25 protein-coding genes are annotated in these 25839 nt (G+C 39.6%); 6 read left to right on the forward strand and 19 right to left on the reverse strand.

The genetic code is table 11. The features are described 5' to 3' along the window. Nucleotides 1-77: 77 nt before the first annotated feature. Complete coding sequence (locus NE848_RS09520; protein WP_252112861.1) at nucleotides 78-782, reverse strand: ABC transporter ATP-binding protein; 705 nt, start codon at nucleotides 780-782, stop codon at nucleotides 78-80. A 10-nt stretch (nucleotides 783-792) separates the two neighbouring features. Beyond that, nucleotides 793-2277 (reverse strand): DUF5687 family protein, encoded by a 1485-nt coding sequence (locus NE848_RS09525; protein WP_252112863.1) that lies wholly within the window; start codon nucleotides 2275-2277, stop codon nucleotides 793-795. A gap of 96 nt (nucleotides 2278-2373) precedes the next feature. Here NE848_RS09525 and NE848_RS09530 point away from each other — a divergent pair, with 96 nt between their 5' ends. After that, nucleotides 2374-3423, forward strand: coding sequence for a ferredoxin--NADP reductase (locus tag NE848_RS09530; protein WP_252112865.1), 1050 nt, complete (start codon nucleotides 2374-2376; stop codon nucleotides 3421-3423). 8 nt (nucleotides 3424-3431) lie between these two features. On the opposite strand, the gene NE848_RS09535 is transcribed toward NE848_RS09530, so the two are convergent. The 3 genes from NE848_RS09535 to NE848_RS09545 all read right to left on the reverse strand — a co-directional run bounded on the left by NE848_RS09535 (nucleotide 3432) and on the right by NE848_RS09545 (nucleotide 6165). Next, nucleotides 3432-4505 carry a glycosyltransferase family 9 protein gene (locus NE848_RS09535; protein WP_252112867.1) on the reverse strand — a complete coding sequence of 358 codons (1074 nt, stop codon included), beginning with the start codon at nucleotides 4503-4505 and terminating at the stop codon, nucleotides 3432-3434. Between the two features lie 6 nt (nucleotides 4506-4511). Beyond that, nucleotides 4512-5120, reverse strand: coding sequence for a DUF4254 domain-containing protein (locus NE848_RS09540; RefSeq protein ID WP_252112869.1), 609 nt, complete (start codon nucleotides 5118-5120; stop codon nucleotides 4512-4514). A gap of 121 nt (nucleotides 5121-5241) precedes the next feature. Continuing rightward, nucleotides 5242-6165 (reverse strand): DUF6427 family protein, encoded by a 924-nt coding sequence (locus tag NE848_RS09545; RefSeq protein WP_252112871.1) that lies wholly within the window; start codon nucleotides 6163-6165, stop codon nucleotides 5242-5244. 43 nt (nucleotides 6166-6208) lie between these two features. Between NE848_RS09545 and NE848_RS09550 the strand changes: the two genes are divergently transcribed. Beyond that, complete coding sequence (locus tag NE848_RS09550; protein ID WP_252112873.1) at nucleotides 6209-6439, forward strand: DUF6341 family protein; 231 nt, start codon at nucleotides 6209-6211, stop codon at nucleotides 6437-6439. Here NE848_RS09550 and purD read toward each other — a convergent pair. Continuing rightward, complete coding sequence (gene purD / locus NE848_RS09555; protein WP_252112875.1) at nucleotides 6431-7702, reverse strand: phosphoribosylamine--glycine ligase; 1272 nt, start codon at nucleotides 7700-7702, stop codon at nucleotides 6431-6433. The genes NE848_RS09550 and purD overlap by 9 nt on opposite strands. An 85-nt stretch (nucleotides 7703-7787) precedes the next feature. Here purD and NE848_RS09560 point away from each other — a divergent pair, with 85 nt between their 5' ends. Continuing rightward, entirely contained in the window at nucleotides 7788-9098 is a 1311-nt protein-coding gene (locus tag NE848_RS09560) for a phenylacetate--CoA ligase family protein (protein WP_252112877.1), read from the forward strand. Here the strand turns inward: NE848_RS09560 and NE848_RS09565 are convergent. Genes NE848_RS09565 through NE848_RS09595 form a run of 7 tightly spaced genes read right to left on the reverse strand, consistent with a single transcriptional unit; the run spans nucleotide 9079 to nucleotide 16346 of the window. Continuing rightward, nucleotides 9079-9864: a glycosyltransferase family 2 protein gene (locus NE848_RS09565; RefSeq protein WP_252112879.1), complete on the reverse strand. Its 786-nt coding sequence runs from the start codon at nucleotides 9862-9864 to the stop codon at nucleotides 9079-9081. The two genes, NE848_RS09560 and NE848_RS09565, sit on opposite strands and share 20 nt — an antisense overlap. A 2-nt stretch (nucleotides 9865-9866) precedes the next feature. Next, a complete protein-coding gene (locus NE848_RS09570; RefSeq protein ID WP_252112881.1) occupies nucleotides 9867-10856 on the reverse strand; it encodes a UDP-glucuronic acid decarboxylase family protein in 990 nt (329 codons plus the stop codon). Nucleotides 10857-10881: 25 nt separating this feature from the next. Continuing rightward, nucleotides 10882-11733: a dTDP-4-dehydrorhamnose reductase gene (gene rfbD, locus NE848_RS09575; RefSeq protein WP_252112883.1), complete on the reverse strand. Its 852-nt coding sequence runs from the start codon at nucleotides 11731-11733 to the stop codon at nucleotides 10882-10884. Next, the gene (rfbC, locus tag NE848_RS09580) at nucleotides 11730-12275 is read right to left on the reverse strand and encodes a dTDP-4-dehydrorhamnose 3,5-epimerase (protein ID WP_252112885.1); all 546 of its coding nucleotides are present in this window, start codon (nucleotides 12273-12275) and stop codon (nucleotides 11730-11732) included. Before rfbC ends, rfbD begins: the two co-directional genes overlap by 4 nt. A gap of 9 nt (nucleotides 12276-12284) precedes the next feature. Beyond that, a complete protein-coding gene (locus tag NE848_RS09585; RefSeq protein ID WP_252112887.1) occupies nucleotides 12285-13970 on the reverse strand; it encodes a DUF6909 family protein in 1686 nt (561 codons plus the stop codon). A 9-nt stretch (nucleotides 13971-13979) separates the two neighbouring features. After that, nucleotides 13980-15473 carry a GH3 auxin-responsive promoter family protein gene (locus tag NE848_RS09590; protein ID WP_252112889.1) on the reverse strand — a complete coding sequence of 498 codons (1494 nt, stop codon included), beginning with the start codon at nucleotides 15471-15473 and terminating at the stop codon, nucleotides 13980-13982. Between the two features lie 3 nt (nucleotides 15474-15476). Continuing rightward, the gene (locus tag NE848_RS09595) at nucleotides 15477-16346 is read right to left on the reverse strand and encodes a M23 family metallopeptidase (protein ID WP_252112891.1); all 870 of its coding nucleotides are present in this window, start codon (nucleotides 16344-16346) and stop codon (nucleotides 15477-15479) included. 157 nt (nucleotides 16347-16503) lie between these two features. Here NE848_RS09595 and tatA point away from each other — a divergent pair, with 157 nt between their 5' ends. After that, a complete protein-coding gene (tatA, locus tag NE848_RS09600) occupies nucleotides 16504-16713 on the forward strand; it encodes a twin-arginine translocase TatA/TatE family subunit (RefSeq protein ID WP_252112893.1) in 210 nt (69 codons plus the stop codon). Between the two features lie 53 nt (nucleotides 16714-16766). Here the strand turns inward: tatA and NE848_RS09605 are convergent, their stop codons facing one another. The 3 genes from NE848_RS09605 to NE848_RS09615 are packed head-to-tail and all read right to left on the reverse strand — an operon-like array spanning nucleotide 16767 to nucleotide 20587. Then, nucleotides 16767-17744 carry a DUF4837 family protein gene (locus NE848_RS09605; protein WP_252112895.1) on the reverse strand — a complete coding sequence of 326 codons (978 nt, stop codon included), beginning with the start codon at nucleotides 17742-17744 and terminating at the stop codon, nucleotides 16767-16769. Between the two features lie 22 nt (nucleotides 17745-17766). Further along, on the reverse strand, nucleotides 17767-19353 hold the full coding sequence (locus tag NE848_RS09610; protein ID WP_252112897.1) for a lytic transglycosylase domain-containing protein: 1587 nt from the start codon (nucleotides 19351-19353) through the stop codon (nucleotides 17767-17769). 49 nt (nucleotides 19354-19402) lie between these two features. Beyond that, on the reverse strand, nucleotides 19403-20587 hold the full coding sequence (locus tag NE848_RS09615) for a phosphoglycerate kinase (RefSeq protein ID WP_252112899.1): 1185 nt from the start codon (nucleotides 20585-20587) through the stop codon (nucleotides 19403-19405). Between the two features lie 68 nt (nucleotides 20588-20655). Between NE848_RS09615 and NE848_RS09620 the strand changes: the two genes are divergently transcribed. Together NE848_RS09620 and NE848_RS09625 are read left to right on the forward strand one after the other, a co-directional pair. Beyond that, nucleotides 20656-21813: a DNA polymerase III subunit gene (locus NE848_RS09620; protein WP_252112901.1), complete on the forward strand. Its 1158-nt coding sequence runs from the start codon at nucleotides 20656-20658 to the stop codon at nucleotides 21811-21813. Nucleotides 21814-21815: 2 nt separating this feature from the next. Beyond that, complete coding sequence (locus NE848_RS09625; protein ID WP_252112903.1) at nucleotides 21816-22211, forward strand: DoxX family protein; 396 nt, start codon at nucleotides 21816-21818, stop codon at nucleotides 22209-22211. 71 nt (nucleotides 22212-22282) lie between these two features. Here the strand turns inward: NE848_RS09625 and NE848_RS09630 are convergent, their stop codons facing one another. From NE848_RS09630 to mnmG, 3 genes are all read right to left on the reverse strand, one after another. Next, entirely contained in the window at nucleotides 22283-22846 is a 564-nt protein-coding gene (locus NE848_RS09630; protein ID WP_252112905.1) for an OmpH/Skp family outer membrane protein, read from the reverse strand. A 215-nt stretch (nucleotides 22847-23061) separates the two neighbouring features. Further along, nucleotides 23062-23928 (reverse strand): class I SAM-dependent methyltransferase, encoded by an 867-nt coding sequence (locus NE848_RS09635; protein ID WP_279344029.1) that lies wholly within the window; start codon nucleotides 23926-23928, stop codon nucleotides 23062-23064. Between the two features lie 39 nt (nucleotides 23929-23967). Further along, on the reverse strand, nucleotides 23968-25839 hold the full coding sequence (gene mnmG, locus NE848_RS09640) for a tRNA uridine-5-carboxymethylaminomethyl(34) synthesis enzyme MnmG (RefSeq protein WP_252112907.1): 1872 nt from the start codon (nucleotides 25837-25839) through the stop codon (nucleotides 23968-23970).

Here is a 25839-nt window from a genome sequence, read left to right on the forward strand (position 1 = left end):
TCCGAATTTATTTAAGAGTCTAAGTATCAACAAATTTAAGTTCAGTTTGAATAATTAACTTAAGACCGTAATTATTATTACTCTAAAATTTCTCTTGAAAAATAATCTTCAAGTTCATTAAGAGTGGCTTCTGAAGTCTCGATATCCCTTACAATATCTCCTTTATCCAGAACTACGATACGTTCACACACTTCGGTTACGTGAATAAGATCATGACTTGAAATAAGCACCGTGGTGCCGGTTTTAGACAGTTCTTTCAATAGTTTCTTCAATCTTATCTGGGTAGTAGGATCAAGATTGGCAAAAGGCTCATCCAGGATCACCACTTCCGGGTCACCGATAAGAGCCGCGACAATACCAACCTTTTTCTGGTTTCCTTTTGAAAGATCCCTGAGATATTTTTTTCGGCCGATGATCTCACCATTGAAAAGATCTTCGAACTGGGTAAGAAAAGAATCAATATCGGCCTTATTCCTGTTGCGGAGCTCTCCTATGAAGTAAAAATATTCTTCAGGAGTCAAATATCCAATCAGGAAGCTTTCATCGATGAAGGAAGACGTAAATGGCTTCCACTCCTCGCTTTCACTTACAGTTATATCATTATTGAAGATATTTCCGGTGGTTGGTTGAATAAGGTCCAGCAACAGGCTAAAAAAAGTGGTCTTTCCGGCACCGTTATTTCCCACCAGGCCGAAATTCTGCCCAGAAGGTATATCTAAACGCTCAATATTTAGCACTTTAGTACCATTATATACTTTTGAAAGATTGGTTGCAGTTATCATTATAAAACTTTTATTCTCCTTTTTGTTTAAATCCCTGAATCATCACGTACTTTCTGCGGCGGTATCTCTGTTCCAGAAAAGTTAGTAAACTTGGCCGTATTATCAACCCGATGGTTCCGAGCCCGGCAAGAAAACCTACGGCAATTTCATAATTTATAAACTTATTGATGATCCAGAAGAAAAATATCGGGATCAGCAATAAAGGAAGTCCAACAAGCCATTGAGAAGCCCCGGTACCCTGATAATTCATAAAAGGACTTTTATCCAGATCTATCCGTTTTTTATTGAAAGACCCGGCATAAAGTAAGATCGGGATATTTACCCCCATATTATATAAGGCGCAGGCCAGGTTAAGCAACAAAATATTCCACCCAAAATACACATAAGGTGTAGATAAGATAGCAAGAACTACAACACTAAAAGTTATAAGTCCCATTTTAGATGCAAGGTATTGCCGCATTGAAATATTCTGAGCCATGATCATGGGATAATAAGAAGCATCCCACGAAGGCACGAACTGCCCGAAATTGATCATGAAAATCCCGGTTATAAAGATTCCCACGAATACGAAAAATGCCGGCATTTCCTGGTAACTGTCATTTGGATAAAAAATAAGTCCGTAGGCCAGGAATAACAGCGACAGGTAAATAGTGGTTTTTGGTCTTTTATTCCTCCATATAAGTTTCAGGTCCTGCTGAAGAAACGGGGCGATGCTTCCAAATTTCTTTGTCCAGCCAAATTCCCGGGTGTTAGCTTCGGTACTTCTGCCCTTTAGGTGAGCATCCAGGTAAAACTTTGCCTGAAGATTCAACTGGTTCCATTTATAGAGCAAAAGAAGAATAATCACCGGAACTATGGCCAGGTAAGGATTCTGTACCAAAAATTCCAGAAGTTTTCCGAAGTAAAAGGTGATCTGAAAAACCTTCAGATAATCCAGCAGTGCAAGTATAATTCCAATTAATACTACTGGAATAAGTGCCTTCAGGTTCTCTGTAAAACGTTTCTTTATGATGAAATTGAGATAATTAACACTTAAAGTGATGGCATAAACTCCAATAATCCAACCCAGCATGTTCAAAGTTCCATAATCACCTTTTACGATACAGAAGGTGGCAAATGGAATGATGAGAAAAAGAGGAAGAATATTGTAAAAAGAGTAAAGGGATTTTAGCAGCACGAAGTTCACAACCTTCCTTTTTTTTATCGGAAGTGTCATAAGAGGTTTAATGTCTATAACCGGCAAGGTTTGAAGCATGAACCTGAAGATAAGTTCAAAGCAAAAATAAACCAGTGCGAACCTGTTCACCACTTGCAACGGATCTCCGGAAGGATCAAATTCTTTTAGTAAAGGATACAGGGCAACTCCGAAAAAGAGAAACATCGCTGAAAAATAGAGCGCGAGAAAGGCCATAAGGATCTTGAGCCCCAGGCTTTTTCCAAAACTGGCCGATCTGAAAAAGGCTTTCCACTCTAACCAAATGAATTTCTCAAACATAAAACCACGCTTTATTTCTATATGTATAGAAATTTAAAGGAATGTTACGATTATAAAATCTGCATACTTTGTATTTTTGCGCACAAATAAAAAGTAATGAACAAGTTTTATCCGCTAAAAATAAAGGAAATAATTCGCGAAACATCTCAGGCGGTAAGTTTATCTTTTGAAATTCCGGAAAATTTAAAGGAAGAATTCGATTTTTCAGCCGGCCAGTACATCACGATAAAGACAGAAGCAGATGGCGAAGAAATAAGAAGGGCTTACTCACTATGTTCAGCCCCAAACTCAGATGAGTTCAAAGTAACCGTAAAGGAAGTTGAAGGTGGTAGGTTTTCTGTGATCGCCAATAATAAATTAGTTGCAGGAGATATTCTTGATGTGCATCCACCAGAGGGTAAATTCATTTTAAAGCCCGGAGAAGGAAGAAAGAACTATGCTGCTTTCGCAGCAGGAAGCGGTATTACTCCTATTCTCTCTATCATCAAAACGGTATTGAGAGATGAACCACATAGCAAATTCGTACTTACTTACGGGAATAAATCTATAGACGATACTATTTTCTTCAAAGAGCTTCTGGAGCTCCAATCAGAATTTCCCCACAGGTTATTCATTGAATTTGTCTACAGCAGGACAAAGGAAGAAAATGCCCATTTTGGCAGAATAGAGACCAGCACTGTTAATTATGTTCTGAAAAACAAGTTTCAGGACCATCCCTTCGATATGTTCTATCTCTGTGGCCCTGAGCCTATGATCAAGCACGTTTCAGAAGTGCTCAAAGAAAACGGTGTGGAGGACGAGCAGATCCTGTTCGAGCTTTTCACTAATTCAGAGGAAGAAAAGGAAATTGAAGGAGATACCGATGGAGAAACCCAGGTAACTATCCTGGTTGATGATGAAGAATATTCTTTTTCAATGGATCGTAAAAATGCTGTTCTTGATGAGGCACTGGAACATGATATTGATGTTCCTTTTTCATGCCAGGGAGGAATTTGTAGTAGTTGCATGGCCCGTATTACTGAAGGTAAAGCCGAGATGAGCAAGAATCAGATCCTTACCGAGGATGAAATTGAAGAAGGTTTTGTATTAACCTGTCAGGCGCACCCTACCACTCCAACTCTTAAGCTGGACTTTGACGATCTATAATTAATAAGTCAGTTATTCAGAATCTCATTGATCTTTAATAATACCATTTCCGGAGGAATGCTGCGCATCACATCTTCGTAGCCCTCCGGAACCTTATTTCCATATACCGAAGTAGGTATCTTCGGATAACGCTCAAGATCGGGTAGAATACAATTTTCCATGGGCTGATTAAGAGCCTTGAATCCGGTATAGGGATGGGTCACACCCCATAAACTTACCACAGGCACACCATAAATAGCAGCCAGGTGGGCATTCCCACTATCCATAGATAGCATGGCATCGAGGTTTGAAATCAGGCTAAGCTCTTCAGTAAACCTTAATTTCCCGACCACACAAATACAATTATCATATTTTTGCTCCCAGATTTCCAGCTGTTCTCTTTCAGCATCACCTCCACCAAAAAGTATTATTTTAGTTTTGCCTTTAGAAGCCAGTTCTGCGATAACTTTTTCCATTAGATCTTCCGGATAACATTTGGACATATGCTGTGCAAAAGGAGCTATTCCCAGCCATTTTCGGGAATCCTTCCCGATAACTTCATAAATCTTGGGAATTAATTTTCTTTTCTGAGGCGGAATATAATCTGAAAGATTAAGCGGAAAGCCAAGTTCTCTGAAAACATCGGCATAACGCTGGTGTGTGGATTTTAGAGGTTTAAATTCCTTATTGTTCTCTCTGGTAAGCGCCTTTTTTTCAGATCTCCCCTTGTCTATCTGCTTACAGGGAATACCGTATAAATAAAAGACCGATTTAAGAATATTACTGCGAAGAACGTCATGAAGATCGGCCACCATATCTATCTCCTCGTCCCGGAGCTCCCTCGCCAGCGTTCCAAGACCCATAACTCCACTATGCACTCCCTTAACATCCGCTTCGTAGATACGAACATTTGGCAAATGACTGAAAAGTGGTGTAAAAAACCCGCGAGTAAGAACAGTCACGGTAATATTAGGATAAGTATGGACAAGTACGCTCAGTACAGGGACCATCATCGCGACATCTCCCATAGCCGAAAGCCGGATCACAAGAATATGTGGCCCCTTTCCGCTTTTTTGAGCTAAGGAATTTTCAGAGCCGTCCATAACAGTTTACTTATTACTACGAAGTACCGGATTTAGTTCTTCGTCGTTGTACATTTTCATTTGCTTGTAGACCTTCATATACTTATCTCCGTTAGAGATATCTTCAAGTAACTGGTCTATCGCCGTAGAAAGGTCTACCTGCTGCTCCAGTAATACATCCAGCTTTGCTTTACATTTCATCTGGTGCTCCTGGGATGCGTCCTGCCGGTTAGCCTCCTCGTTCATATGATAAATCTTAAGCGCAAGTATCGAAAGTCTGTCAATCGCCCAGGCAGGACTTTCGGAGTTTATTGTCGCATTCTCCTTAGGCTTCACATCTTTATATTTTTCCAGAAAATAACTGTCTATGTATTCTACCGTATCGGTACGATCCTGGTTAGAGGCGTCGATCAGCCTTTTCAGTTTCAGGGCAGCTTCAGGATCTATATTCTGATCCCTTATAATATCCTCGTAATGCCATTGAACAGTATCTATCCAGCACTTTCGGTAAAGCAGATGCTCAAGTAAATTTTTATCTGCATCATAGGGATTTACGAATTCCTGATCTACACTGTCTATTTCGTGATATTTCTCTATAACTTCCCTGAAGATCGTATTGGCCTTATCTGAAAACATACTTAATTATTTCTCTGTTTTTAATAATTCATTCCGGAGCTATTCCGGCAGTTTTATAGCGAGTACAAAGATATTATTTTTAGGAAGAGTAATGCCTGAAAGTATCAGTAAACCTTAGCTTTTAAACAAAAAAAGCGACTATGAAGGGCATCAAAATCAGGGTGGCGAGAATTATTTCCTTAAATATCCTGTCTTTTTTACTGTCAAAATAATTTGAAGCGATTATACTGAGAGGAACAAAAAAGAAGATTAGTTCGCTTCCGTTCTTGGTTGGAGAAAATATGGCAACTGCCGCCCCTACTGCAAGACTGAATAAAATCATATTTAAGATTGGACGCCTTGTGATACTCGCTTTCTGGATCGCCGCAAAATACTGGAAGAGCGTCCAAACCAAAAGACCCAGAATTATACTAAGCGGAATCAGTATTTTAAGATCGCCGTAGGTAGAGAAGTCAAAATCACTCATCTGAAACCAGTCTGAAAATGAATAGAACTGATCATAGGCCAGCAGATGAAAAGTGATAGTAAGTGAGGCTACAGCTGCAAATGCAACTAAAGGTACAAGCCAGTTTCTAAAGGCGGAAGCAAAATTAAGTATCGCAAAAAACACAATTGCAAAGAAGAGACCCGACCAAAAATGATATAAGGTGGCAATACTTATCCAGAAGGTTGCATCAAATATCTTTTTCTGAATAAACTTGTGAGATCTTAAACTTATTATCCTTCTCAAAGCAAAAAGGATACAAAGGTTTGCGATAATCACCGATTCATTCTTCAACAAGCTGAAAAAAGAAATGGAAAATACAGCAAATAATAAGGTTTTATAGGCACTTCGCTTGGTCAATTCATTCTTTTTAGCAATAAAATTGAGCACCAGCAAACTTAGAACAAGCACAAAAAGAGCAGCCAGTTTTTCAAAGAATTCGGCCCAGCTAAAACCGTTTTCCCAGCTTGTAAAGTTAACGCCAATATAGAAAGCGCAAATCAGCAGAACGATCACCGTAAGATTTAAAGGTTTGGATTTGCTAAAAAAGCTTGTTAGCATTGGCGTTTTTTATATTTTTGTATTCACAAATAAAGTTCATACAATGAGAGATTTTTTTGAGGGAATAGCCTGGCTTTTTGAAAACATACTTTTTTATCCTCTTGATGCTTTAAGAGAACTTGAACTGGATTCCTGGTTTCTTGCAAATATCCTTAACTGGATTTTCCTTATCGTTGGTCTCGTTGCATTCTTCTACTGGATGAAGCAATTACAGAAATTCAACGACAGAAATGAAGAGAACAGAGAATCTACTTCTCATTCTTTCTTAGGATAAATCAAAACCTATATCTTTTCTAAAATACATCTTATCAAATTGCAGTTTCTCTGCACTTTGATAAGATTTTTTTAGTGCCTCTTTGTAATTTTCTCCAAAGGAGGTCAGGGCTATCACTCTTCCCCCACTTGTAACGATATTCCCGTCTTTCAGTTTTGTTCCTGCATGGAAAACGATAGAATTATCGATTTCTTTTAAACCGCTTATAGTTTTTCCTTTTTCATAAGATTCAGGATAACCACCTGAAACAAGCATTACCGTAGTGGCAGCTCTTTTATCTACTTCAAGCTCTATCTCATCCAGTTTGCTTTCCCAGGTCTTCTCAAGTAAATCGACAAGATCGGTTTTTATCCTAGGCAATACTACCTCGGTCTCGGGATCACCCATTCTCACATTGTATTCGATAACGTAAGGTTCACCATTAACTTTTATAAGTCCGATAAAAATAAAGCCTTTATAGTCGATCGCCTCTTCCTTAAGACCAATTACCGTTGGTTTTACTATTCTCTCTTCGATCTTGTTCATAAAGTCAGCATCGGCAAACGGGACCGGGGATACAGCCCCCATTCCACCGGTATTAAGGCCAGTATCTCCTTCTCCAATCCTCTTATAATCCTTAGCTGTTGGAAGGATCTTGTAGTTTTTTCCATCGGTAAGAACAAAGACACTCAGCTCGATCCCATCCAGGAATTCTTCAATCACCACCTTCTTACTAGCGGCACCAAATTTTCCTGATAGCATGTTTTCAAGTTCCTTTTTTGCTTCCTCTAGATCATCAATGATCAACACCCCTTTTCCGGCAGCAAGGCCATCGGCTTTAAGAACATATGGAGGTTTAAGGGTTTCCAGAAACTTCTTCCCGGCTCCAAGGCTTTCAAAACTAAAGCTTTCATAGGCTGCCGTAGGAATATCGTACATCGCCATAAACTCCTTGGCTCTTTCCTTACTTCCCTCCAGTAGCGCTCCCCTACCCGATGGACCTATGATCTGTATATCCTTTAACCTTTCATCCTTCTTAAAATAATCTACTATTCCTTTTACAAGAGGATCCTCAGGTCCCACAACGATCATATTTATATCCTTTTCCAAAGCGGTGTTAGCCACTGCGGCAAAATCTATTGGATTAACCTCAAGGTTCTCAGCGATCTCCGAGGTTCCCGCATTACCTGGGGCAACATAAAGTTTTTTACATTTCAGGCTTTGAGCAATCTTATAAGCAAAGGTGTGTTCACGGCCACCGGAACCCAGGATAAGGATATTCATCTGTATCTTATTTTAATTATTGCCTCAAAAATAATTGTTTGTAAATTGAAGCACCAATAAATTTGTTAAAAAAGCTATATACCCCTTGGATTGGTTCAAACTTTCACTGCAACTAAATAAGTTCCCCATCAAAAGGGCACAAAAAACCCTGGAAAAGATCCAGGCCATCCCGGAAGAAGAGTATGCTGAATACCAGCGCAGAAGAAGAAATTCGATTATAGATTACCATATTCAGCATAATTCTTTTTACCGTGAGTTTTTTAACTGGGATGGTTTTGATGACTGGAAGCACGTACCAATCATGAAAAAGGCCGACCTTCAGCATCCCTTACAGGAACGTTTGAGCTCAACCTATAATACCAAAACCGCCTATATTGGGAAAACTTCAGGTAGCAGTGGGCATCCCTTTATTTTTGCGAAGAATAGATTTGCCCATGCTCTTAGCTGGGCCGGATTCCAGGACAGGTATAAATGGTATGATATAGATCTAAACAAGTCCCTTCAGGCTAGATTCTATGGGATACCATTGGATTTCTACGGAAATATCCAGGAACGTCTGAAAGACAGGATAAGCCTTAGACGTCGCTTCAATATTTTTGACCTCAGCGAGTCTAAAATGGAAGTTTTTTTAAAACGCTTTAAAAATTCCAATTTCGACTACCTTAATGGTTATACCAGTGCGATTGTTCTTTTTGCAAGGTTCCTGAAGGATAAGGGCATTGTTTTAAAAGAACTTTGTCCAAGCCTGAAGATCTGCATCGTTACTTCTGAAAGACTTTTCGAAAAGGATAAAGAACTTATAGAAAATTCTATGGGAGTTCCTGTAATCAATGAGTATGGCGCGAGCGAAGTGGGCCTTATCGCCTTTGAAGATGAGAACAACCACTGGATAGTGAATTCAGAAGATCTTTACCTGGAAATACTTGATGAGAATAATAATATTCTTCCATATGGTGAGGAAGGCCGCGTGGTAATCACCTCTCTTTTTAACAAAGCTCATCCCATGATCAGGTATGATATTGGTGATATTGGATGCCTATCTAAAGATAGTACACTTAAAAAACCTATTCTGGAAAAACTGATAGGCCGTACCAACGACATTGCCAGGCTTCCGGATGGAAAGGTTGTTCCCGGGCTTACCTTTTACTATGTCACAAAAACCGTAATCGAGGATAGCGGAAACATCAAAGAATTTGTGATTATTCAAACCGAAATTGAAAGTTTCAAAATTGAATATGTAAGCAAAAATGAACTTTCAACTGAACAAAAGAACAAGATCCTGGCAGCCATAGCAACCTATGTGGGAAAAAACCTGAATATCACGTTTGAGAGAAAAGACATTTTGAAACGAAGCCCCAGCGGAAAATTGAAGCAATTCACTTCTCTATTGAAATAGTTTTGACCTGCCTGGATTTTACAAAGAACTGTTCATTCAGGAAGATGAGCATTTTCCAGAAGCTGCTTAAAAGTCCGTAACCGAGCACCTGATTATATACCCTGAAATTGTATTTAAGCATCTCCAGTTTGTTATTAGAAATAGAGTTAGTTCTTATTCGGTAAACAGCCAGAGATTCCCTGATACCCTCCATGGGCCCACCTTCCTCAATCACCTTAAGCCATAAGGCCCAATCCTGTCGTTTTCGAATTTCGGGACAATAGATCTTTCCTAAAACCTTCACATTATAGATCCCCGTGAGATTCCCTACATAATTCGCCTTTAAAAGTTTTTCATAGGTAAGCACCGGTAAGGCCTCAACTTTTTTATTTAAAGGTTTGCCATTTTCTGAAATAAGCTCGTAACTGGAAAAGCAGGCGGCAATGGTATCGCCAGAAAGAGTTTTGAGCTGCTTCTCCAGCTTTTTAGGCTTCCATTGGTCGTCCGCATCAAGAAAGGCCATAAAATCGCCTGTGGCGGCCTCAATCCCCTTATTCCGGGTTTGATGCGTGCCTTTGTTAAAAGAATTTTTCAGAACACAAATGCGATCATCACCTTCGGCGTATTTCTGGACGATCTTAAGTGTAGAGTCTGAAGAGGCATCATCTATAACAAAAAGCTCCCAGTTTGTATAAGTCTGATCAAGAACTGAGCGGATCGCTTCAGAAATAAAGGCCTCCGAATTGTAGGCAGGCATTATTACCGAAACAAGTCCGTAATCTTTCATGGTTATCGTCTGATGTGTTTTGAGAAATCCTTATGTTCTCTCTTTTTCAGTTCTTCTTTGCTCAGATTTCTAAAATAATCATAAGTGATCTTCATCCCTTCCTGCCTTGAAACTTTTGGATGCCAGCCAAGTACCTCTTCAGCTCTTGAAATATCTGGCTGTCTTTGCATGGGATCATCCTTGGGTAGCTCTTTGAACACAATTTTCTGATCGGTTCCTGTAAGTTTAATGATCTCTTTCGCAAAATCGAGGATACTTATCTCGTCGGGATTCCCAATATTCACCGGATCTGAATAATCGCTTAAAAGCAACCTGTAAATTCCTTCTACCTGATCATCCACATAGCAGAAGGACCGGGTTTGGGAACCATCCCCGAAGACCGTAAGATCTTCTCCTCTTAAGGCCTGGCCAATAAATGCCGGGATCACCCTTCCATCGTTAAGTCTCATTCTAGGGCCATAAGTGTTGAAGATGCGTGCAATTCGTGTTTCCAGCCCATGAAACCTGTGATAGGCCATGGTGATCGATTCCTGGAACCTTTTGGCTTCATCATAAACTCCTCGTGGTCCTATTGCATTCACATTTCCGTAATATTCCTCGTTCTGGGGATGTACCTGGGGGTCTCCATAGACCTCAGAAGTTGAGGCAATTAATATCCTCGCATTCTTTTCCTTTGCCAGCCCAAGACAATGTAATGTTCCCAAAGAACCAACTTTCAGGGTCTGGATTGGGATCTTTAAATAATCTATAGGGCTTGCAGGTGAAGCAAAATGGAGGATATAATCGAGCTTACCGGCCACATGAACAAACTTTGTTACATCATGATGGTAAAATTCGAATTTCTCATTACTTATAAGATGCTCAATATTCTTAAGATCCCCCGTGATAAGGTTATCCATTCCAATCACTTCATAACCTTCTTTTATAAAGCGGTCGCAAAGGTGTGATCCTAAAAATCCGGCAGCTCCGGTAATAAGTATTCTTTTAGCCATAAGAGTTTAATTGCTTAAAAAGTAATCATTTTTCATCAATAAGACTATGCAGACTTTCCTTCCAGTCCAGAATTCTGAAACCGAATTTTTTTTGTGCCTTTTCCTTGGAAAGCACACTGTATGGAGGCCTTTCGGCGAGAGTCTTAAAGAATCCTGTTTTATTCAGGGTCACCTGATCCATTTTTTTCGAATAGTTCAGTATCTCTTCTGCAAAATCATACCAGGTCGCCTCTCCAAGATTACTGAAATGATAAAGCCCATATTCTTCAGAAGCAGAATCAATTATTTTCAATACAAATTCTGCAAGATCATTAGCATTTGTAGGTGTTCCAAGTTGAGAAGTGGTGATATTGAGTTCGGCATTCTCATTTGCTTTTCTCAGAATGGTATTAAAAAAGTTATGCCCGAATTCTGAATAAAGCCAGGAGGTTCTGAAAATAAAATATTTGTCAAGAATCGCCTGGATTTTCTCTTCCCCTTTCAGCTTTGATGCCCCGTAAACATTTATCGGCTCAACCTCATCGGTTTCCTGATAAGGTTTTGAAGCCTTCCCGTTAAAAACATAATCGGTAGAAAAATGGAAGAGAGTGGTATCATGTTTTTTACAGATCTCAGCAACATTTCCGGCAGCTTCAGCATTCACATCAAAAGCCTTTTCCTTCTCTTTCTCGGCCTGTTCAACATTGGTATAAGCCGCCGTATTGATGAAATAATCAGGCTTATTTTTCTCAAAAGTTCTACGGAGACTTTCCTTATCGGTTATATCCAGTTCTCTGGAAGAACAGAACAGGAATTTATAATTCGGATATTTCTTAGCATGTTTCTGAAAACACTGTCCTAACTGCCCATTCGCCCCGCTTACTAAAATAGTTTTCATTCAAAAGCTTCCTTTAAGGTTGGTAAATTCCTGTCCTTTTCAGACAGGATCAGCTCATTTTCCGGGAAATTCCAATTGATTTTAAGGTCAGGATCATTATAAATAATTCCCCCTTCTGAACCTGGCTTATAGTAATCATCGCATTTATATGCAAAGACCGACTTTTCTGAAAGAGTAAGAAATCCGTGTCCAAAACCTTTTGGCACATAGAGCTGATGGAGATTCTGATCATCCAGAATTACGGAATAGGTCTTTTTAAAAGTTGGAGAATCAGGCCGAAGGTCAACTACTACATCCAATACTTTTCCAAAAATCACTCGAACGATCTTTGTTTGTGCAAACTCGCCTTTCTGATAATGCAAACCTCGAAGTACTCCATAACTGGAAACCGACTGGTTATCCTGAACAAATTCCGCGTCTATTCCTGTTAGTTCTGCAAGTCGTTTCCGGTGATAGGTCTCAAGGAAGATCCCCCGATGATCCTCAAATATTTTAGGTTTTATAAGAAAACAGTCTTTTAAGGGTGTTTCTTCTACCTGCATTTTTTGGTTTTAAGAATTAAAAATTTGTTCCAGGATCTTTTCAGTAATAAGATATGTTGGCTTTACACCTGAAGTGCCTAATCCGCCCGAAGCCAGTGTACTTCCGGTTTCCAAAGGATTATCTGATGCATAATAGGCATATCTTACCTTCACATTTTCATCTATACTTCCCCTTAACCTGGAAGCCGCCTGAATAGCCTTTTGATAGTGAGCGCCTTCCATCTCCAGTCCGCATACATTCCAGGTCGAGTCATGGAAAAACATAAGAATATCCTTGTTCTGAAGTGAGGTTCCAAGCACAGTGATCATCGCTCCATCAACAACGTTGATGCCGTGACCTTCAAGATATGATTTTTTCAACTCGTTGTTAAATGGGTAATTATCTGCGGTGCCTTCAAAAAGATGGGCATCAGGAATCATGATATCTCCCTTGCCACCTTCCAGAATTCCGGCTTTTCCCATAATAGAAATGGATTTTACATTCATCTTGAACTCCTTATCCTCATAGTTAAAAGGCTTCAGTAGTTCATCCATGGTTTCATAAGCCTGCTCTCCAAAGGCATAATCCATCACGATAATAACAGGTTTTTCTTCTGCACTCAGGTTCTTAAAATTTGTATCGTTAAAACCTGCCTCCAGCTTTGCGGTATCAAAGATCTGGACATCTATGTTAGTACCGCTTTTATCTTCAATAAACAGCATGCCCTTGTCAAGAGCGGCTTTAGTGACTTTATTTCTCAATGCTCCATTGCCACTGTCGCTAAGCTCTTCATATATATTAAGAGCTTTCTTCTTTTTTAATTCGTTCTTCAGAGCATAAGGAGTATAAAGGGTATTCATAACACTGTGCATATTGGCACTAATGATATGAAGTGGCCTTGCCATAAGGCTATTTTCAAGAAGCTTCAATTTGATATTGTTTGCCCAGATCTCCCCATGAATATGATGTCCCAGGCGTTCCCTTAACACCGGACTAAAAGTGATTATGCGTTTCTTATTATTTACAGTTTCCTGAATAGCCATTTTTCCCAGGGACCAGATAAGTCTCAGGAATCTGTCGGGATTATCGGGTGTAGAAAACTTTGGATAAAAAAGGCTTAATTCATGAAAGGTCCTTCCCAGGATACTGGCGGTATGTGTTAGCGCCACTTCTCGCTGTGCCTGACTTAATTCTTCCTGATTTACAGCCATTTCAAGTTTCTCCCAGTCACGGTTAACACTACCATCCTCGTCTATCACGACCCTTTTCATGATCTTATGAGACTCAATGAACAGAAAGGTTAGGTGGGTAAGGATATCATAGATCTCAGATCGCCCGCGAGTGATCTCAATATTCATCTGCTCCTCATCTATACGGTAACAGTTTCTTCTCCTTTTTGGCGGAACTATAGGTTTAAAATGAGAATTCCCATAGCCCTCATCACTTGTAAGATTGATATAACGGCATTCTTCGATACCTTTTGGAAGTCTGTCAATCACATACAGAAGTCCTTCAAGCTCGGCTTTATCATCGGCAATGGAACCATAGATCTCTGGCCTGAGTGTAAAAAGAGATTCCCTTAAAGTTTCCCCGGAAACTCCCATAGGCTTATAAAAGCCCCGGTTAAAGAGATGCCTCATGGTAATATACATACGCTCAATAGCACCAGAACTTTCCTGTGCTCTCGTTCGCCCCTGTAATTTCAATATAGACATAGTAGTTTTTTAAATAATCTCGTACAGTTTATCGGCAATTTTACGGTCATTCGATAACCTTGGGAGCTTATTCTGACCTCCCAGTTTACCAATTGACTTCATATACTCCTGGAATGCATTCCGCGGTACTTTGGTGATCTTTAACCTTTGGAGAATATGGCCTTCAATTAAATCGAAATAATAGGAATTCTGCTGTTGCAGAGATTTATCGATTATATCAGCAAATTTATTCAAATCTTCCGGTTCACGCTCAAATTCAACAAACCATTCATGATATGGCAGTTCCTCACCGTCAGGATTTATCTGCGGTGCAACTGTAAATTCGCTTATGGCCGCGCCGGTCTCAAGCACCGCTTGCTGCATAGCCTCCTCTACTTCCTTGGCGATGACATGCTCCCCAAAAGCTGAAATAAAATGCTTTATTCTTCCGGAAACTATCAACCTGAATGGTTTTAGGGAGGTAAACTGAACCGTGTCTCCGATATTATAAGCCCATAAGCCGGCAGTTGAGGAGACGATCATTACATAATTCACTCCTTCTTCTACATCCTTAAGTAATAATCTGTCAGGGTTATCATCGTAGAATTCATCTGCCTTTATGAATTCATAGAACATTCCCGAATCCAGCTGAAGCAGCATTCCTTTTTCCTTCTGTCTGTCCTGAAATGCAAAAAAGCCTTCAGAAGCCGGGTAAAGTTCAATACTATCGACCTTTCTTCCTATCAGTTTTTCAAATTTGGAACGGTAAGGTTCATAATTCACGCCTCCGTATATGAATAGTTCGAAATTAGGAAAGATCTCCCCTACCTTTTTCCCCGTCTTATCTATAAGCCTTTCAAAATACATCTGTACCCAGGAGGGAATCCCGCTTATTACCGACATATCTTCTCTCAGGGTTTCTTCAACTATAGCATCTACCTTTGTTTCCCAGTCTTCAATACAATTAGTGTCCCAGCTTGGCATCCTGTTGCGTTGCAAATAACCCGGGACATAATGAGCCGCGATACCCGATAATCTGCCCAGTTTTACTCCGTTCTTCTCACTAAGCTCAGGACTTCCCTGTAAAAAGATCATTTTACCATCAACAAACCTGGAGTTTCCGGTATCGTTTATATAACACAAGATGGCATTTCGCGCTGCATTGATATGAGTGGGCATGGACTCTTTGGTAAGCGGAATATATTTTGCGCCACTGGTTGTTCCGGAAGTCTTAGCATAATACAGAGGTTTTCCCGGCCAGAGAACATCCTCTTCTCCCGCAACCATTTTATCAATATAATCACGAAGTTCTTCATAATCCCGAACCGGAACATTCTTTACAAATTCTGAATGTGAAGTGATATTCTCAAAATTATGATCACGGCCAAACCTGGTGTTCTTTGCCTTTGCAATGAGTTCCTTAAAAATCTTTTCCTGGGTTCTATGAGGATCATTGGCCCATTTGTCAATTTTCTTCCTGATGTAGGCTGCAAATATTTTAGCTGCAAAAGACTTTATAGACATAAACTAATTGAAATCAATATATTCAGAAGGGTCTACAGGATTCCCTTCGTTCCAGAGTTCAAAATGAAGATGCGGCCCCGTGGTTAGTTCTCCGGTAGATCCTGCTGTCGCTATCACCTCTCCCGCTCTTACCATATCACCCTGAGATTTGGTTAAAGAGGCATTATGCTTATATGCCGAAAGTAGTCCGTAGCTATGTTCTATTATCATTACATAACCTGTTTCTGCAGTCCACTCGGCCAGGATCACTCTTCCATCTGCTACCGATTTTACCGGCGCATTACGCGAAACCACGATGTCTACGGCATAGTGCCTGTCTTCTATGCTGTAGGGTTCAGAAACAGCCCCTTTTACAGGTGGGAAAAGTGAAAAATTAATATTATCTGTCGCGGTAGGCAGGATATTGTATTTATCTTCCTGTTCCACTTCTTCTCTCAACAAAGAATCAGCTTTTATCCTGTTTATCTCTTCATATTCCTGATCTGATATGGGCTGACTCAAAATAGAATCTCTATCCAGGCGTTCAAGATCGAATTCTCCTGTTAGAGCACTTTTAATTGAAGTAAGATATTGATCATTCAATCTGATCACGTTTTGCAGAGAGTCGGTTTTATAAGCAAGATTAGCCGCTCTCTCTTTAAGTTCAGCCGAAGAATATCCAGGTATGTATTCCCTTAGAGGCGTGAATGCTATTAAAACCGTGGTAGCGGCTACCAGAAGGATAGCTGAAAGCCCAACTAAAACAAAAACATTCAACCTGGTCAAACGAAAAGAAAACCGCTCTTCAAAAGTATCTTCATTTAGAATAACCATCCTATACTTATGCAGCAGTTTCTTTGTGAACTTCTTTTTGGTCTTTTTATTCTCAGCCATAGCCGTAATTAGATTTTACAAAGATAAATTAAATAAATTCCCCTAGAATACCAGCTTCAAAGTAAAAGCTAAGGCACTATGAGCTTGGTAATTTATTGCCTTCTTAACGTTTATATTCCTTAATTCTTGTTAAGTTTGTAAAACTAAATTAAAAGACATGAATGCATTTATTTTGCCTTTGGCTATAGGAGCACCACAAATTATTTTAATTGTAGTGGTGATATTATTGCTATTTGGAGGACGTAAAATCCCGGAATTAATGAGAGGCCTTGGAAGCGGTATCAAAGAATTCAAAGATGCTTCCAAAGATGATGATAAAGGAGCGAATCCCGATGACAGTAAAAAAGTTCCGGAAGAAAATAAATAATCTCCCAAACTTATATAAAAAACAAAACCCAACTGAAAAGTTGGGTTTTTTAGTTATTTGATTTTTGCCGATTGAAGAATAGCATCCAGCTCAAAAATATTGTCTCGTTTACCTCTAGAGGGTGAAAAAACGAAGCCTTCTAGTATAAGGAAGCGGTTGTTAGCCTCATCCTTAACGGCATAATTAACAAAAGGACCCGCCATAAAGGCATTTTGCACTTCCCAGGTGCCTCTGGTCTCATAGGCGAACTTTCCATCAATTTTAGTCTCGAAAAGATATGGTGCGTAGGCTTTCTCTGTGATCATGTATGATCCTTCAACGGGGCCCGGAACCTTAGCCTTTCCAATAGAATCCCTCATTCTAGTGATGTTAGCGATCACACTGGAGTCATTTTCTATTTTCGAAATTGGCACTTCATAGATAAGAATTTCCATATTCCCTTTTGGGATCTCTTTTCTTATCCAAATGAAATCATCCTCTTCCTTGGCGTATCTGTATGCTGAAGGAAAATTGAGCTTAAGCCCGAACTTTTCCTGAAGAGATTCGTCCTTTTTAAGTGACTTTCTTATCCTGCGTTGTTTTTCCTTAAGTTCTGTCTTTTTCAGCATCTTAATAATAGAATCCGATTCCTTATTAATAACCTCTATTATTTCTTCTGAACCATTCCCTTGCACTACTATCCCGGTTTGAGGTCTTGCAAATTCATCTGAAACAAGATCCATCCCTTTTCGGCCTTTTTCAATCTTTAAAAAGATACGGCTGTTCCTTACAAACCCCGTGAAGGTCTCTGGAGGAATCTGGCTAAGGCTGAAAAGTGGCTCCTCCTGAGGAAGTCCATCTACCGGAGCGGCAAGATTATTCCGTATAGCTTCACCTACTTCTCCTTCCCACATATCGTTCTCAATCACTACGGTTAACTGATTAATATTACCCGAAGAATCGCTGAGAATTCGATCGTTGGGAGTACTTTTTTCATTTTTACAGGAAATCAATAAGATAAGAATGGCTAGCAGGCTTAAGCTACGTTTCATTTTTTCGGTTTTGGTTATAATCTTATCCCTTGGAAACCTTCAGTTTCATACCAGGTTTAAGACTATTTGTGTTCATATCATTCCAGGCCCTCAAATTCTGTACCGTAACACCTGGGAATTTCTGTGAAATGCTCCATAGGGAATCCCCTTTCTTCACGGTATACACTTTCGGGTTTGAGCTATTGCTTGATTTTGAAGTGCCTTCTTTTGATGCGACATCTACCGGTTTTCTGGGATATATCGTAAGATACTGGCCAATTCTCAGGGTGTTCCCCCTCAGATTATTCCATCTTTTAATACTGCTTATTCCAACTCCATATCGTTCAGCGATCTTGCCCAGATAATCTCCTTTTCTAACTCTGTACCTAATACGATCTTCGGTCTCAACATACCTTGGAAGTCCCTTTTTCTCTTCCTTTAACTGGTTCTCTGCAAAGTTGTAAATAGCATTTTCATTAGCTACAAATTTACCTATAGCCGTCTTAGGAAGACGAAGACTGTATTTTTCATCATCTACAAAAGGGATTATATTAAGCTTATAACTGGGATTCAGAAATCGAAGCATCTCATCATCCACGCCAGTCACTTTCGAAATCTGGTCGAAGGTTAGAAGTTTCTTTACCTGAATAGTATCGGTCTCAAAATAAACTACATCTGGCCTTTTAGGCTGAAATTTATGTTCGTCGGCATACTCAAAAAGATAAAGAGTCGCAAGGAAGGCAGGCACATATCCAGCAGTTTCACGTGGAAGATATCTTCTTAAGTGCCAGTAATCGGTAGCTCCACCGCTTCTTCGTATCGCTTTTGAAACGTTACCAGGTCCCGAATTATATGAAGCCAGCACGAGATCCCAATCTCCAAATACCTTGTAAAGACTGGCCAGGTACTGTGCCGCGGCCTCTGTAGATCTCGCAGGATCCATACGCTCATCTACGTAAGAGCTTACATCCAGGCCATGCATCTTCCCGGTTGTGAACATAAACTGCCATAAACCAGTGGCTCCAACCCTGGATTTAGCCCTTGGGTTTAATGCCGATTCAACTATAGAAAGATATTTTATCTCAAGGGGAATATCATATTTATCCAGTTCCTGCTCAAAAAGTGGAAAATAATAGCTGCTCAGAGCCATAAGACGCTCCATGCTCTGCTTATTCCTCTTCAAATAAGACTTAATAACGCTTTCCAGGATAGGATTATATTCAACATTGAAAGGCGTTCTCGCATTAAGCTTTGCAAGCCTGGCCTTCAGCGTATCAGTTGGTAGTTCATCATAGACCACCTCTTCATAATCCTGTTCCTGTATGCTTTTCTGCATAGTCTCATACAGGTCAGAATTTGTGAGCTCGAGTTTCCATAGAGAATCTATGGTCCTGGCTTTTGGCAGGTCTTTTAGAGCAACCTTTGATGAATCCCTTATAGCTGCTGAAATAGGTAATTTATCCCTGAACTCCGGATCGGGTTGGGCAAGTTTAATATTAGTGTTGTCACTTTTCTGGAAGATCTGAACCCTAAAATTCGCTTTTTCAATTCGTTCCTTTTTCTCTTTCTCCTGTGCGAAGCTCGTAATCCCGACAAGGACCAACAACAATAAAAATTTTCGTTTCAGCATAAATTCATTTTACAATAACGAACGAAAAAACATCAAACTTCGTACCTCTTTACTTGTTAATTGCTTCAATCCCAGGTAAAGATTTTCCTTCAAGCATTTCAAGCATCGCTCCTCCGCCGGTAGAAACGTAACTCACCTTGTCTTCAAAACCGAATTTTTTAACGGCTGCGACCGAGTCTCCTCCTCCCACAAGAGAGAATGCTCCATTTTTGGTTGCTTCAGCAATAGCCTCTCCTAATTGGATAGTTCCCTTGGCGAACGTATCCATTTCAAATACACCTAAAGGCCCGTTCCAAAGAATGATTTTAGAATCCTTTATAACCTTAGAAAAGTATTTAATGGTTTCGGGACCAACATCAAGTCCCATCCAGCCATCAGGAATATTGTCCACGCTCTCTGTTTGCGTACTGGCCTGTTCTGAAAAGCTGTCAGCGATCACAGAGTCTACTGGAAGATGAACTTCAACGCCTTTTTCCTTTGCCTTTTTAAGGATCTCAAGCGCAAGCTCCTGTTTATCTTCTTCAACAAGGGAGTTTCCTATCTTTCCACCCTGTGCCTTTATAAATGTATAGGTCATTCCACCTCCAATGATAAGATGGTCTATTTTATCGAGAATATTTTCGATTACTGTAATTTTAGTGGAAACCTTCGCACCGCCCAGCACTGCAGTCACGGGCTTTTCTTCGCTATGAAGCACTTTGTCCAGGCTCTTTATCTCCTTTGCCAGCAGATAACCGAAACATTTATCCTCAAAGAACTTGGCAACGATAGTTGTAGAGGCGTGCGCCCTGTGAGCAGTCCCAAAGGCATCATTTACATAAATATCACCAAGTTTTGAAAGTTTCCTGGCAAACTCCTCATCTCCCGCTTTTTCCTCATCATGAAAACGAAGATTCTCCAGTAAAAGGATCTCGCCAGACTGAAGATTATTAGCTGCATTTTCCACTTCTTCGCCAACACAATCCTCTACAAATTTAACTCCTACTCCAACGACTTCGGAAACCTTATCTACAATATGCTGAAGGGAATATTTGCTTTCCCTACCCTTTGGTCTCCCTAGGTGAGACATGAGAACAACACTGCCGCCATCTTCAAGAATTTTAATAATTGTGGGTTTCGCTGCTTCGATGCGATTCGCATCTGTCACTTCCATTTCTTCATTAAGAGGAACATTAAAATCCACTCTTATTAATGCCCTTTTATTATTAAAATTGTAATCGTCTATTGTTTTCATAGTAATGCTTTCTTACAAATATAAATTTTTCCGAAGATAATAAAGCTTATATAATTTTATATTTGCCTATGCTTTTTAATGATGTAATTGGTCTTCCACATATAAAAAATCACCTCACAACCACGGCCGACAGAAAGAGGATACCACATGCGCAACTCTTCACCGGAAGTCCGGGAAGTGGCACGCTGCCTATGGCCATAGCATACGCACAATATATTCTGTGCAAAAATTCAGATGGTGAAAACGATAATCAGGAATCTCAGACTTGCAACCTGAAGTTTCAGAACTTCTCGCATCCCGATCTTCATTTTGCGTTTCCGGTGGCGGCTACCGATAAGGTAAAAAAGCATCCCGTTTCTTCAAATTTTCTGGAAGAATGGAGATCCTTTTTAAAGAGCAATCCATATGGAAATTTATATGACTGGTACCAGACTCTTGGAATAGAAAACAAACAGGGACAAATAAGTGTTCATGAAGCGCAGGATATTGTAAAATCGCTCTCGCTTAAGGCTTATGAAGGTGGTTTTAAGGTTATGATCATCTGGATGGCCGAGAAAATGAATACTGCTGCCGCCAATAAGCTGCTTAAGCTTATTGAAGAACCACCAAATAACACCGTATTTATTCTGGTTTCAGAGGATGAAGAACAGATCATTCAAACCATACAATCCAGATGCCAGAGACTTCATTTTCCTCCCTTAAGCGAAGCTGATATCGCTGAAGCGCTTATAAAGAGAGAAAAATGTGACGCCTCCCTGGCCAGAAAGACAGCCCACCAGGCCAACGGGAATTATACAAAGGCCTTACATATTTTGAAGAAGGATGCCGGGGATGAACAATTTGAAGCCTGGTTCATTAGCTGGGTGAGAACCGCTTTTAAAGCCAAGGGTAATAAATCTACCGTGCTTGAGCTTGTATCCTGGAGTGAGGAGATTGCAGATTTGAACAGAGAAACTCAAAAAAGCTTTTTATTGTACTGCCTGGATTTTTTCCGACAGTCTCTCCTAGTGAATTATAAAGCCAAAAATTTGGTGTACCTGGAGCCCGGTGCTGAAAACTTTAAGATGGAAAAGTTCGCTCCTTTTGTACACGGCAATAATATTCTGGAGATTACTGAGGCTCTTGAAAATGCTATATATCATATAGAACGTAATGGAAATGCAAAAATAATCCTTACCGATCTTTCAATTAAACTAACCCGTTTTTTACATAAAAAAGCAGCTTAACTATGCAAAACTTGACTACCAACATTACAGAATTACTAATCCTGGTCTTTATTCTCATTACTTTTATGCAATCTGGTATAGATAAGGCTACCGACTGGAAAGGGAACACCGGATGGTTGAAGGAGCATTTCTCAGGAACTTTTCTAGGAGGAATGGTACCCATGATGGTCGCAATAGTCATGATACTTGAAGTTATAACCGGAATCCTTGCAATACTGGGGATCGTATGGTTATTAGCCTATGATGAAGGAGGCTTGGCTTTATACGCCTGTGCACTTTCATGCATCACATTGTTGATGCTTCTTTTTGGACAGCGAATTGCGAAAGACTATGCGGGAGCTTTCACCCTTACCGGATACTTTATTGTATGCGTTTTTGGTGTGTATATACTGAGTTAAAAACCTTAATGGATCAAATAAAAAAAGCTTCAGAAATTTCTGAAGCTTTTTTTATTCAATTAGTAGTTTGATTATTCTTCGGTTTCTTCCTCAACTTCTTCCTCTACATCATCATTGGCATCGGCACCACCATATTCTTCGTTGAGTTCCTCAAGGATCTCCTGAGTGATATCAAGACCCTCTTCAGCATACATGATGTTCGCGCTTTCGTTAGAACCAAAGATATAAGTATAGTCATGCTCTTCTCCGTATGCCTTTACATAATCTTTCACCTTGTTTACAAGCGAATCCATAACAGCATTGCTCTCCTCTCTAAGGCGGTTGCTTTGCATTTGCTGTTGTTGCTGAATCATTTGTTGCTTTTGCATCAATTCTCTTTCTTTCTCCTGACGCGCAGACTGAGACATCGAATTCATTTCAGACTGATATGCCTGAACTTCCTGTTGAAAAGCACGAGCTACTGAATCCAGTTGTCTTCTAACAGAATCAGATTTAGAAGTGAATTGAGCTTCTACATCTTTCATCTCTTTATATTCCTGAATTAAAACTGTGGTATCTACATAAGCCGTTTTTTGCTCATTACATGAAACCATCATAATTGCAACTGCGGCAATTCCAATAAATCTTTTGATCATAATTTTTCGTTTTGAATGACAAATGTAAAAAACTATTTTTTGTAGAAAAGCTCTATTCTTTATAAATATAAATATTATCAATAATTAAGGATGTTTATATAAGAATAGGCTATTAAAAAACAGCTTAAAATTACGCCTGTACAAGCATTTTTAATAAAAAGGATAGGGAATAATAGCAAAAGCCAACAAAAAGGGCTTAAATGGCCTTAAATCGTTTATTTAGGCTTTTTCTGAAAGAAATAAGCGATGGAAGAATACTCACCGGTGTTCTTCGCTTTTAAATTGGAAATTAAGCCTCTTAAAAATGCATTGACCAAATTTGTTTTTCCAGGCCTATTTTTTTCGCTCAAAAGACTTACATAAAAAGAATCAAACTTGAGAGGTTTTTCTTTCATTAATAAAAAACCTTTTTCTTCCATTTTCTTTTGAATACCATTTCTGGAAAAATGCCAGAGGTGTCTGGGCACATCCCAGGCTGCCCAATTTTCTTTATAATATTTACAATCGTAAGAATTAAAATTAGGAACAGCGATTATTAAAATCCCACCTTCGTCAAGTAGCTCAGAGAACTCATCTATTTTCTTTTCGTAATCGGGAAGATGTTCAAGAACATGCCAAAGACTTATTACATCATATTTATTATCCCTTATTGAATAAAGGTCAGATTTCAAATCCAGGTTTTTCAGGATCGCAAGATCCCTTGCCATTTTATTTGGCTCCACCCCTTCCACTTTCCATAAAAAAGATTTCATCTTGTTTAGAAAATCTCCAGTGCCTGCTCCAAAATCTAAAATATTTCCCTGTTTGATTTCAGCTCTTATCCATTTCGCTTTTTTAGAAAGCATGTATGATTTTACGAACTGATAAATTTTATCCTGAAGACTTCTGGAAGAATCCCGGTGAGAAATATATGCGTCACTCTCGTAATATTTTTCCAGATTTTCGGGTACGGGATATGTTCTTAAAATTCCTGATTCGTGAGATAAAATTTCAAATTTTTCTCCGCTCACTAAATGATCGGTACAAACCAGATTTTGGTTTATTTTTTTATCTGTATTTATTTTTTCGGTAGCAGTTATCAAGATTAAAATACGATTTGTTCCACGTGGAACACATAAAAATTATCGTCCCATATAAACAAGCAGGACTGAAATATCATTTGGACTTACACCGCTAATTCGGGAAGCCTGGGAAACTGTTGCTGGCTGAACTTTTTTCAGTTTCTCCCGAGCTTCGTATGACATCGACTTAATTTTGGAATAGTCAAAATTAGAAGGAATTCGAATATCTTCCAAGCGGTTTAGCTTATCTGCATTATTCTTTTCCTTCTCAATATAACCAGAATATTTCACCTGAATTTCCGTTTGTTCGATCATTTCTTCATCCAGATCTTCCTCTTCTATGAAATCCTGAACTCCTGAAAAATTCTTAATATCCTCCATGGTGATCTGTGGTCTGGAGAACACCTTAAAGACTTTATCGCTTTGTTTCATTGGTGAGGATTTCTTTTCTTCAAGAACCGGATTAGCTTCTTCAGGAACCACACTTAGGTCCTTTAAAAACTGAACGAACTTCAGAGACTTTTCTTTCTTAAGTTCCATTTTCCTCATTCTTTCTTCTGAAGCAAGACCAAGATTATACGATCTTTCCGTTAACCTGAAATCGGCATTATCCTGACGTAATAAAGTTCTGTATTCGGCACGAGAAGTAAACATTCTATATGGTTCTTCTGTACCCTTTGTAATAAGATCATCAATAAGAACTCCAATATAAGCCTCATTTCGTTTCAGGATAAATTCATCCTTTTCCTGAACTTTTAATGCGGCATTAATCCCAGCCATCAGACCCTGGCAGGCAGCTTCTTCATATCCGGTAGTTCCGTTAATCTGTCCGGCAAAATATAAACCTTCAACCAATTTGGTTTCTAAAGTATGCTTTAACTGTGTAGGCGGAAAATAATCGTATTCGATCGCATAACCAGGTCTGAAGAATTTCACATTTTCAAAACCATCTACAGAACGCAATGCATTAAACTGTACATCTTCGGGAAGTGAAGTAGAGAATCCATTTACATATACCTCAACGGTATTCCAACCTTCCGGCTCCACAAAAAGCTGGTGCCTGTCCTTATCGGCAAACCGGTTAATCTTATCTTCTATGGAAGGACAATATCGCGGACCAATACTTTTAATTCTTCCATTGAACATTGGCGACCTGTCAAAACCTTCACGCAAAATATCATGAACCTCATCTGAGGTATAGGTCATATAGCAAGACCTCTGTTTCGTTAAAGGTTTGGTTTCATCAGAAAATGAAAATTTCCCCGGTATATCATCACCAGGCTGCTCGATCATTTTAGAATAGTCCAGGGATCTTCCATCAACTCTAGGCGGAGTTCCGGTTTTCATTCTCCCGGCTTCGAAACCAACATCTATTAGATCTTTTGTAATTCCGGTAGCAGCTCTTTCCCCTGCTCTTCCACCTCCAAATTGTTTATCGCCTATATGAATAAGTCCGTTAAGAAAAGTACCGTTAGTGCAGATAACTGTTTTACCTAAAACTTCAAGACCAAGGGAGGTTCGAACACCAACCACTTTATCATTTTTAATGATAAGTCCGGCCACCATTTCCTGGTAAAAATCAAGATTGGGGGTCTGCTCCAGTTTCAACCTCCAGTCCTCAGCAAACCTCATCCGGTCACTCTGCACCCTCGGACTCCACATCGCAGGTCCTTTAGATTTGTTAAGCATTTTGAACTGGATAGCACTGGTATCGCTTACGATACCACTATAACCGCCCATCGCATCGATCTCCCTAACGATCTGCCCTTTGGCGATACCCCCCATAGCGGGATTACAACTCATTTGAGCAATGTTTTGAAGATTCATGGTAATGAGCAATGTTTTACTACCCATATTTGCAGCTGCAGCTGCAGCCTCACTTCCGGCATGCCCTGCTCCCACCACAATTACATCATACTGCTTTTCGAACAT

This window comes from Gramella jeungdoensis (genome assembly GCF_023805255.1).
GTDB classification, from domain to species: Bacteria; Bacteroidota; Bacteroidia; order Flavobacteriales; family Flavobacteriaceae; genus Christiangramia; species Christiangramia jeungdoensis.